Origin of the sequence: Sphaerochaeta sp. S2, assembly GCF_016406725.1 — a bacterium.
Lineage (GTDB): Bacteria > Spirochaetota > Spirochaetia > Sphaerochaetales > Sphaerochaetaceae > Sphaerochaeta.
This window is the reverse complement of the sequence record NZ_JAEKNT010000181.1, coordinates 1-9423: the sequence shown is the minus strand read 5'-3', so window position 1 is coordinate 9423 and position 9423 is coordinate 1. Positions and strand designations below refer to the sequence as shown.

Genomic DNA, 9423 nt, shown 5'->3' with positions numbered 1-9423 from the left:
TCTATTTCGCCTGCGGAGTCAAATGTATATAAGAGACAGGTGTGGGCGTTTCCATCGCCAGATCACTGAAAAAGGAGTACTTCCGTTTCTCAGTTGGTGGTATGAATGACGAGAGTGAGATCAAGGGACACCGAAGAACGTATATCGGTGCCATGCCCGGTAAGATTATCCAAGGCCTGAGAATCACCAAGAGCAAGAACCCCGTTTTCTTGATTGATGAGATCGACAAGATGGGTGTCTCCTACCAGGGTGATCCTGCAAGTGCGCTGCTTGAGGTGCTTGACCCGGAGCAGAATAATACATTCAGGGATACCTACCTGGATATTCCCTTCGATGTCAGTGAAGTACTATTCATTGTTACAGCCAATACCTTGGAGACAATACCTCGTCCCCTGCTTGACCGTATGGAAATCATCCAGCTTGCTGGATATACCAGTGATGAGAAACTGGCCATAGGAAAGAAGTACCTGGTACCAAAATCCTTGGAGAAACACGGTCTGAGCAAGAGTGAGATTCGCTATCCAGCCAAGATTCTCAGAAAGATAGCTGATGAGTATGCACGTGAGGCTGGGGTAAGAAACTTCGAGAAGTCCCTGCATAAGATCAACCGAAAGGTTGCGCTCATGCTCACGGAGAATCCTGAAGAAAAGCTCCCTGTGACCATAAACGAGAAATTGTTGTATGAACTGCTCGGCCAGCCTATCTTTGTTGAGGATGAAATACTCAAGGCAGACCGACCAGGAATGGCGATTGGGCTTGCTTGGACAAGTATGGGTGGAGATACCCTGATCATCGAAGCACAGAATACCCCCGGCAAGGGAGAGATCAAACTCACCGGCCAGCTTGGGGAAGTCATGCAGGAATCGGTCAGCCTTGCCTATACTTGGGTGAAAGCCCATGCCTTGGAGCGAAAGATCGATCCAAGCTGGTTTGAGCACAACTCAATCCATCTACATGTGCCGGAAGGGGCCACCCCAAAGGATGGGCCATCGGCTGGTATTACCATGACCGTTGCCCTTTACTCCTTGGTGACAAACCAAGTCATTGCACCTGATCTGGCCATGACCGGTGAACTGAGCCTGAAGGGAAGAGTTATGCCAATCGGTGGATTGAAGGAGAAGGTCCTCGCTGCAAGACGGAACAAGATCAAGGACATCATCATCCCACAGTTCAACAAGCGTGATCTGGACAAACTGGATGAACAGGTAACCCAAGGTATCAACTTCCATCTTGTGGGAAGCATTGAGGAAGTGCTGGCACTCGCTTTCCCTGAAGATGAAAAGCGAGAAGCCATGCAGCCAATACTTATGCCCTCAAGCACCAGCGATGCAGAGACGATCAGCAAGGCAGTAGCCCTTGCCGTGAGGGAGGCATTGCGTGAGCGTTGAGTTACTGAGTCCCGCAGGTAACCTAGAAAAGCTGCGTCTTGCATTTGAATATGGTGCGGATGCAGCATACATGGGACTGAGTGACTTCTCCTTGCGTGCCAATGCCAAGAACTTCCGCGAAAAAGACTTACAGGAGGTTTCCCGTCTGAAACAATCAAGCGGGAAACGCTTGTATGGCACGCTGAACATGATTTTCGATGAAAAAAAGCTCTCCTCATTGCAGGATCAGATGGGAATCATCAAGTCCTGGCCCTTCGACGCCTTCATTATCAGCGACTTGGGACTTGTTCCCATCCTGCAGGATGCACTGGGTGATGATGTTGAACTTCACCTCTCAACCCAGGCCAGCTGCACCAATTCCAGTAGTGCCTCCATGTACCGAAAAATGGGATTCTCCCGTGTAATATTGGGCAGGGAAACACCTCTTGATGACATCAAACGGATCAAGGATGCAAATCCTGACCTACAACTGGAAGTGTTCGTTCATGGGGCTATGTGCATGGCCTACTCCGGCCGATGCCTGCTCTCCAGCCATCTTGCAGGCAGAAGCGCCAACCAGGGGGATTGCAGTCATACCTGCAGGTGGAACTATCGTCTGGCAACCACAGATGCGATCGAGGAGGTCCTGAAAAGTGGAGCATTGGCCTTGGAAGAAGAGCAACGAAGTGGTGTCTACTACCCTATCTCTGAACAGGATGGGTATACCACCATACTCTCCAGCAAGGACCTATGCATGATAGACCACTTGGGAGAACTCGTTGACGCCGGTGTGGATTCCTTGAAGATCGAAGGCAGGATGAAGAGCAGCTACTACGTGGCTGTGGTAACCAGGGCATATAGAAAAGCACTCGATAGCCTGAAAACCGGCGATGAGAGCTGGAAGGCCTACCGTGAGGATCTGTTCAATATCAGCCACCGTGAATACTCCACAGGATTTTTCTTTGGTCATGGACCGGTAGATCCTGTCATGGGAGAGTCAATCGACAAGAGTACAGAGAAAGGATATGAGAGAAACTATCTCTTCTGTGGGTTTGTCGGAGAGAAGGTAGCTGAAGGTATCTACACATTGGACCTGAAGAACCAGATCAAGGACACCATGAAGATAGAGTATATCGCCAAGGATGTACCAAAGATTGAGGATGAAGGATTCACCCTGCTTGATGCTGACCATATACCGGTAGAACAAGCTGACCATGGCAAGATCCAGTACATTAAAACAACCAAGCCGATTGAGAAAGGTTATATCATCCGCAGGGAATCTATGCTTAAATAAAGACATGCGGAGACTATATATCACTGTAAGTATCGTGTTATTTCTCTCTCACACACTAGCAGCTGCAGTACCCCTCGATGATGACTACGGCTTTCTTGGTGAACATGCACGTTTTGTGCAATTTATGGATATTGTGAGAGGAGATGGAGATGCCATGCAGGGAGAAGTGGTACGACAACAGCTTCTCCTAAATCCTGTACTTCAGGAAGAAGAGCAGGCTGTGCTCGCCATACGCAGCTCGACAATGCTGGCCAGGCTCTACACGGAAATGGAGAAGCGGGATATAGAGAGAGCGAAGGAACTGCTCAAGGAAGCTGAGTCCTCCTTGAAACATCTTCCAAATGGTTCATTTTTTCACTTGATGGGCGAAGCCGAGATTGATTCCATCTATTACCTTATCAACCCATCAAGACTTGCTAAAGGGATCAGCAGCAACTCCAAGATCAAGAAAGCCTACGCTCAGTACCCCAACCAGATATATGCCATACTGATGAAAGCCAACAGCCTTCTCTACGCACCCTCCTTTGCAGGAGGTGATAAAGATGAGGCGCTCTCACTTTTTCTTACATTGCTTGAAGCAGGACCTTCCCAGCTCAACAAATGGGACCTTTCGAGCATATATGTAGGTATAGGACGTATCTGCATGGACAGGGAAGAGTGGGACAAGGCACTGGGATATTTTTCAGCTGCGAAGGCAATCTATGCATTCGACCCTACCCTTGATGATTACATCAGGGAAACAGAGGAGAGTCTATGAGTATGATCCTCTCTCTTATTGTCGGCATCTTGGGTTTGTACGCTTTCATCCTAACCCTCTCCAATATCCGCTATCTTTCCGGTCTACAGAATACAATTCTGATGGAAAGCTCAGAGGAGTTGGTCAGTGTCTTGATCCCTGCGAGGAATGAGGAGCATACCATTGGACCCTGCGTACGTTCACTGCTTGCGCAGAACCACACGAATCTTGAGATTCTCATTCTTGATGACGGCTCTGATGATGATACTGCAAACGTGGTACGAACACTTTGCCTGGAGGATGAACGTGTCCGTCTTATACCAGGAAAACCCCTAAAGCGAGGTTGGAGAGGTAAGATCTTTGCGATGCAGCAACTCTACGAGGAGAGCAGAGGTGACTACCTGCTCTTTACAGATGCTGATACGGTACACAATCCAGACTCCGTCTCCTATGGACTTTCCCTGCTCAAGGGACATAACGCTTCCATGCTCAGTGGCTACCCCAAGCAGGTTACCAGAAACCTAGGTATTGAATTGTTGGTGAGTGCGATGCTGTTCAACCCTACCCTGTATGTACCATTCAGGCTCCAGGAACGACTCCAGATTCCCATGTTTGCCATGGCAATCGGGCAGTATATGTTTCTTAGGCGTAGCGCACTCGTCCATATGGAAGGGTTTTCTCATATCAAGAGTGAAATATGTGATGACGTGCTCCTTGCACGGAGCTGTGTCAAATTACGAGAGAAGCAACTATTCGCTCCGATGAGTGAAGCACTTAGCTGTGAGATGTTCCCCTCAATCAAGGAAGCCTTCCATGGACTAGAGCGTTCCATCAATGGAGTGGTAAAGCGAGGGTGGCTCAGTACCATCCTCATCCTTGCGATTGTGCTTGTGCTGCTTCTGTTATCTTTCTCTCCTCTCATTCCTCTTTATCTAGCAGTCACGGGTGAATCCTTGATGACCATCGTGCCCAGCCTTGCAGGCACGCTCCTCTTTCTAGCAGCCTGGGTAATCAACGCTCGGTTCTTCAAATTCTCATTTTCTTCAGCATTCTTGGCCCATATCACCGTATTCTCTGTAGTGCTGATGTACCTCCATGGACTCTTTTTGGTACTCACAGGGAGGGGATTTGATTGGAAAGGCCGAAAAATATCGTAAAAATAGCGTTTTAGAGCACTAAATACCGGTTTTTTACTTGCGAAAGGGTGAAATCATGGTAGAATGAATTAACCTAGACACATGGAGGAATACATGACTATTCACGAGCAGATTGTTGCGCAGTATGAGACCTATCTGGCAGAAAACCAGAAGTTCACCGAGAAGGGAGTCAAGGTATCGGCTGCAAGAGCTCGCAAGGCTCTGGCTGAAATTGCAAAGCTTGCCAAAGAGCGCAGAAAAGAAATTCAGGCAGAGAAAGGCGAATAATAAGAAGTCCTTACTCGTTTTATCAGGCGCCCGAACAGGGCGCCTATTTCTTTGTTTCGACCAATGCATAGAAAAAGCCCCCTGAAAAATGCTTCCAGGGGGAATATTGATACATTATTTGGATGTTCCGTTACAGGAAACTCTTGAGAAGGGCCAAGTGCTTCTTCCCTTTCTCAATCTTCTCCTCAAACTCAGCTTTCTTGCCCTTCTCTTTCTCGATAGCTTCCTCCTTGGCGTTCTGGAGGAACTTCTCGTTGGAGAGTTTTGCCATCACCTTGGAGAGATTCTTGTCATGCTTGTCCAGATCGCTTTCCAGACGGGCAATCTCCTTTTCCACATCGATTGCTTCCCTGACAAATACATACATCTCATAGCCAGTACCTGCTACAGGGAACGCTCCTGCGACATCGATAGTATCACTGCTGTCCACTTCGATTGAGGATGCCCCAGCAAAGGTAGCCATCAATGCTTTCTGCTCAGCGAAGAACTCAGAGGCAAAGAAATCCTTGTCACACTTCACCACTACCCTGATCTTCCGCTCCACAGGGATGCCTAGCTCAGAGCGCATCGCCCTGAGAGCGGTAACAGCCTCCTGCATCCTCTGTACAAGGGTAGCCTCATCTGCATGTTCCCGTTCTTTCTGGAAAATGGGATACCTGCTTTCGATCAATTGGTCATCAACATTGGGAAGCTTCTGGTAGATCTCTTCACTGATGAACGAAGAGAAGGGATGCATCAAACGCATGGACTCAGCAAGCAAGTCGAGCAAGATAGTTACCTGTCTCTGTTTCTCCTCAGGCTTTTCACTATAGAGACCACGCTTGGCACTCTCTACATACCAGTCACAGAAGTCATTCCAGAAGAAATCATAGACAGCCTGTGCTCCATCATTGAACTTATAGTTCTCCATGGCCACCTTGATCTTCATTGCTGCCTCGTTGAGTTGGTTATAGATCCACTTATCCAGTGTATTGAGTTCAACCTTGGCAATATCACCCAGTTCCACCCCTTCAAGATTCATCAGGAGGAAACGGGCTGCATTCCAGACCTTGTTGGCAAAACGGCTCCCAAGCTTGAAGGTTTCCATATCGATGAGTATGTCCTGCCCCTGGGTTGCCATGTAGGCAAGCGTGAATTTCATGGCATCAGCACCATACTGGGAAACAACATCCAAGGGGTCAATGCCATTGCCGAGGCTCTTGCTCATCTTCCTCCCCTGCTTGTCACGTACCAATCCGGTGATGTAGATGTCCTTGAACGGAACCTCACCAAGAAATTCCAGGGAGGCCATGATCATCCGGCTTACCCAGAAAAAGATAATGTCATATCCGGTAACCAAGGTACTTGTGGGGAAGAACTGCTTCAAGTCGGCACTCTTCTCAGGCCAGCCAAGCGTACTGAAAGGCCATAGCCAGGAGCTGAACCAAGTATCGAGTACATCACTCTCCTGGATGAGGTTCTTGGAACCACACTTGGGACAGGAAGTGGGGTCATCACGGCTTACAATGATCTCATGACAATCCTGACACTCCCAGACGGGAATGCGGTGTCCCCACCAGAGCTGTCGACTGATACACCAGTCATGGATGTTCTCCAACCAGTGGGTATAGGTATTCTCCCAGCGCTTGGGATAGAAGACCACCTTCTCATCCTTCCAAGCCTGCAATGCCTTCTTGGCCATCCCTTCCATCTTCACGAACCACTGATTGGAAAGATACGGTTCAATGACTGTATGACAACGGTAGCAGTGGCCGACATCATGGTTGTGGACAACTTCCTTGACCAGGAATCCCTGTTCCTTCAGGTCTGCGACCACCAAGGAGCGTGCATCGACTGCACTCATGCCACGATACTTTTCAGGGCAGTTCTCGTTGAGCGTGCCATCAGGATTCAGTACATTGACCTTTTCAAGACCATGGCGCATACCACACTGCCAGTCATTGGGGTCATGCGCAGGGGTAATCTTTACCATTCCGGTTCCGAACCCCATCTCCACAAAGCTATCTGCAATGATGGGGATCTTCTTATCAGTAAGGGGAAGATCGATCAACTTGCCGACAAGATGGGTATAGCGTTCATCATCAGGATGTACTGCAACAGCCACATCGCCGAACATTGTCTCCGGCCTTGTGGTAGCAACGGTAATATAACCACTTCCATCACTATAGGGATAGCGAACGTCATAAAGGAATCCACCAAGTTCCTGGTACTCAACCTCATCATCGGCGAGGGCTGTACCACACTTGGGGCAGTAGTTTACCAGGTACTCGCCTTTGTAGATCAAACCACGTTCATAGAGGGTGACAAAACTCTCCCGAACAGCCTGGCTAAGACCTTCATCCATGGTGAATCGTTCATGCTCCCAATCACAGCTGCAACCAATCTTCTTCAACTGGTCAGTGATGATGTCATGATGCTTATCCTTTACCTGCCATGTCCTCTCCAGGAACTTGTCACGTCCCAGGTCCTGACGGCGCAACCCTTCTTTTGCAAGCTGACGTTCAACCACATGCTGTGTGGCGATACCTGCATGGTCAGTACCGGGAAGCCAAAGGGTTGTCCTCCCACTCATCCGGTAGTAACGGGTCAGGATATCCTGCAAGGAGTTGTTCAGGGCATGGCCCATATGCAGTATCCCTGTAACATTGGGAGGAGGCATGACGATAGTAAATGGAGGTTCCTTGCCCTCAGCGGGTTTGAACTTCCCTTCTTCCAGCCATTGCTGGTAAATTCGATCCTCGAATTGTTTCGGGTCATAGGCCTTCGGTAACTCAACAGCCTTCACATTATGCCTCCTACAGGTGAAAAGAGTCTCCCCATAGTACCAAAATAGGGAAGGCTCTACAAGTGAATGCAGAGCCTTCGGCATGAGAAGAAAAACGGAATGCTATTCGAGTGGAGTGACCGCCTTCACTTCCAGCTTCACTGCATACCCCATTGCATCAAGATGCTGGACAATCTGTTCCAAACTGAACATATCGAGGGAAGGTTGCTGGACTTCAGTCACTTGCTGTATATGGGCACTGTCTATTTGGGATGCAACCCCAGGAAGGATTTCCTGTCCCTGCTGGGAGCTGTTCCCAAAGAGCACAAAGGCCCCGATAAATACCACGACAAATGCTGCTGCAGAGGTAATCAAGGCAGGTACAAGCCTGACCTGGATTTTCTTTCGAAAAATATGCATTTTCTTGTTTGAAGAAGAGAAACGTGTCTTCTCAAAATATTGGAGCACTCGATCCTGCCGGGCAGAGATTTCTGAATCAGGCAGAACAGCATCTGCAACTTTCTGGTGAAGGGCGCGAAGCTGTTCAAGTCTCTGGCGACATGCGTTGCAATAGCCTAGGTGTTCCTGGACCTGGGTCCTCCAAGGCTCCTGTAATTCGCCATCCAAATAGGTATTCAACAATTCGTCATCGACACACATTCACATCACTCCTGGCTGAGAATCGACTCGAGCATCTTCCTTGCCCGATAGACTCGTACCTTCACGTTACTTTCAGAAATATGCAACACCTGTGCGATCTGCTTGTAGTCCATATCGGTGTACTCTTTCATCACAATGACTAGGCGGAACTTTTCGGGCAGCTGATCAATTGCTTCCTGTACAAGTTTCCTGGTCTCCTTCTCCATCAATACCTGAGATCCATCGGAATGGTTTGCCCCCGTGGCCGGATATTTTTTCAATTTATCCACCATGTTCATCTCGCGGGCTTTCCGCTTCACTTGGTTGATGGCAAGATTCTTCGAAACCCTGATGAGCCAATACTTGGCATCATTGAGGGTAGCGAACTCCATGCCTTTGTCAAAGAACCGGATGAAAGCTTCCTGACAAATCTCCTCAGCAAGGTCCTGATTATTGGTTACGTGATAAACCACACGCATCAATATCGGGAATACCTGCTCATACACTTGCCGAAAGGCTCGCTCATCGTTGCTTTGTATTTCCATAACGTTAACAACTCACCAGTAACCAAGTTACATCTTTTTTTCCAAAGAACTTCCCGTTGGGGTGTCTTTGACAAGGTAGCCCATTGCATCCAGCTCAGAACGCAGAGAATCAGCAAGCGGCCAGTTCTTTTCCTTCTTCGCTTGCAGTCTCTTCTCGAGCAGTGCGAGAGCCTCAGGAGGAAACGATTCTTCTTTCGGCAGCTCAACAGATGCAAGATCAAGACCGAACACTTGATCAAAGAACATGATGAGGGAGTACTTCTCATCTCCGTCCAGTTCCTCATCCTTCAGTACCCCCCAAAGGTCAGCAAGCCCTCTGGGACTTCCCAGATCATGCTGCAAATGCTCAAGGAACGTCTCTTTGTATTGCAGAGCTTTTTCACTCTTCAGGGAGACTTCCTTGGCACCGTCCTTCAGCAGAACCTGGATACGATCCACTACATTCCTACGAGCCTTACGAGCAGTATCGAGCGCTTCAAAGCTGAACTTCAGCTGACTGCGGTAATGGCCACCCAAACAATAATAACGGTAATCCATTGCATCGTAGCCCTTGCGCTTCAGCAAATCAAGGGTAAGGAATTCTCCCTTGCTCTTGCTCATCTTCCCGGTCTCATCCAAGAGGAATTCACCATGCATCCAGTACTTCACCCACTG

At 48.6% G+C, this 9423-nt stretch carries 7 protein-coding genes and 2 pseudogenes; 5 read left to right on the top strand and 4 right to left on the bottom strand.

Annotation, left to right across the window (positions count from 1 at the left end):
- Window positions 1-32 precede the first annotated feature (32 nt).
- The 5 genes and pseudogenes from lon to JF818_RS04845 form a co-directional block, all read left to right on the top strand.
- A pseudogene (gene lon, locus JF818_RS04865) lies at window positions 33-1388 on the top strand (endopeptidase La); the annotation flags it as partial.
- On the top strand, window positions 1378-2661 hold the full coding sequence (locus JF818_RS04860; protein WP_198890843.1) for a U32 family peptidase: 1284 nt from the start codon (window positions 1378-1380) through the stop codon (window positions 2659-2661). The pseudogene lon and the gene JF818_RS04860, both read left to right, overlap by 11 nt.
- Before the next feature lie 4 nt (window positions 2662-2665).
- A complete protein-coding gene (locus tag JF818_RS04855; RefSeq protein WP_198890842.1) occupies window positions 2666-3418 on the top strand; it encodes a tetratricopeptide repeat protein in 753 nt (250 codons plus the stop codon).
- Complete coding sequence (locus JF818_RS04850; RefSeq protein ID WP_198890841.1) at window positions 3415-4554, top strand: glycosyltransferase family 2 protein; 1140 nt, start codon at window positions 3415-3417, stop codon at window positions 4552-4554. The genes JF818_RS04855 and JF818_RS04850 overlap by 4 nt, the downstream gene beginning before the upstream one ends.
- Window positions 4555-4647: 93 nt before the next feature.
- Complete coding sequence (locus JF818_RS04845) at window positions 4648-4821, top strand: hypothetical protein (protein WP_198890840.1); 174 nt, start codon at window positions 4648-4650, stop codon at window positions 4819-4821.
- Window positions 4822-4951: 130 nt separating this feature from the next.
- Here JF818_RS04845 and JF818_RS04840 read toward each other — a convergent pair whose 3' ends face one another.
- The 4 genes and pseudogenes from JF818_RS04840 to cysS all read right to left on the bottom strand — a co-directional run.
- Complete coding sequence (locus tag JF818_RS04840; RefSeq protein WP_198890839.1) at window positions 4952-7606, bottom strand: valine--tRNA ligase; 2655 nt, start codon at window positions 7604-7606, stop codon at window positions 4952-4954.
- A 102-nt stretch (window positions 7607-7708) separates the two neighbouring features.
- A complete protein-coding gene (locus JF818_RS04835) occupies window positions 7709-8245 on the bottom strand; it encodes an anti-sigma factor (protein WP_198890838.1) in 537 nt (178 codons plus the stop codon).
- 5 nt (window positions 8246-8250) lie between these two features.
- Window positions 8251-8769, bottom strand: a complete 519-nt coding sequence (locus JF818_RS04830) for an RNA polymerase sigma factor (protein WP_198890837.1) — start codon at window positions 8767-8769, stop codon at window positions 8251-8253.
- A gap of 27 nt (window positions 8770-8796) precedes the next feature.
- Window positions 8797-9423: pseudogene (gene cysS, locus JF818_RS04825) on the bottom strand (cysteine--tRNA ligase); the annotation flags it as partial.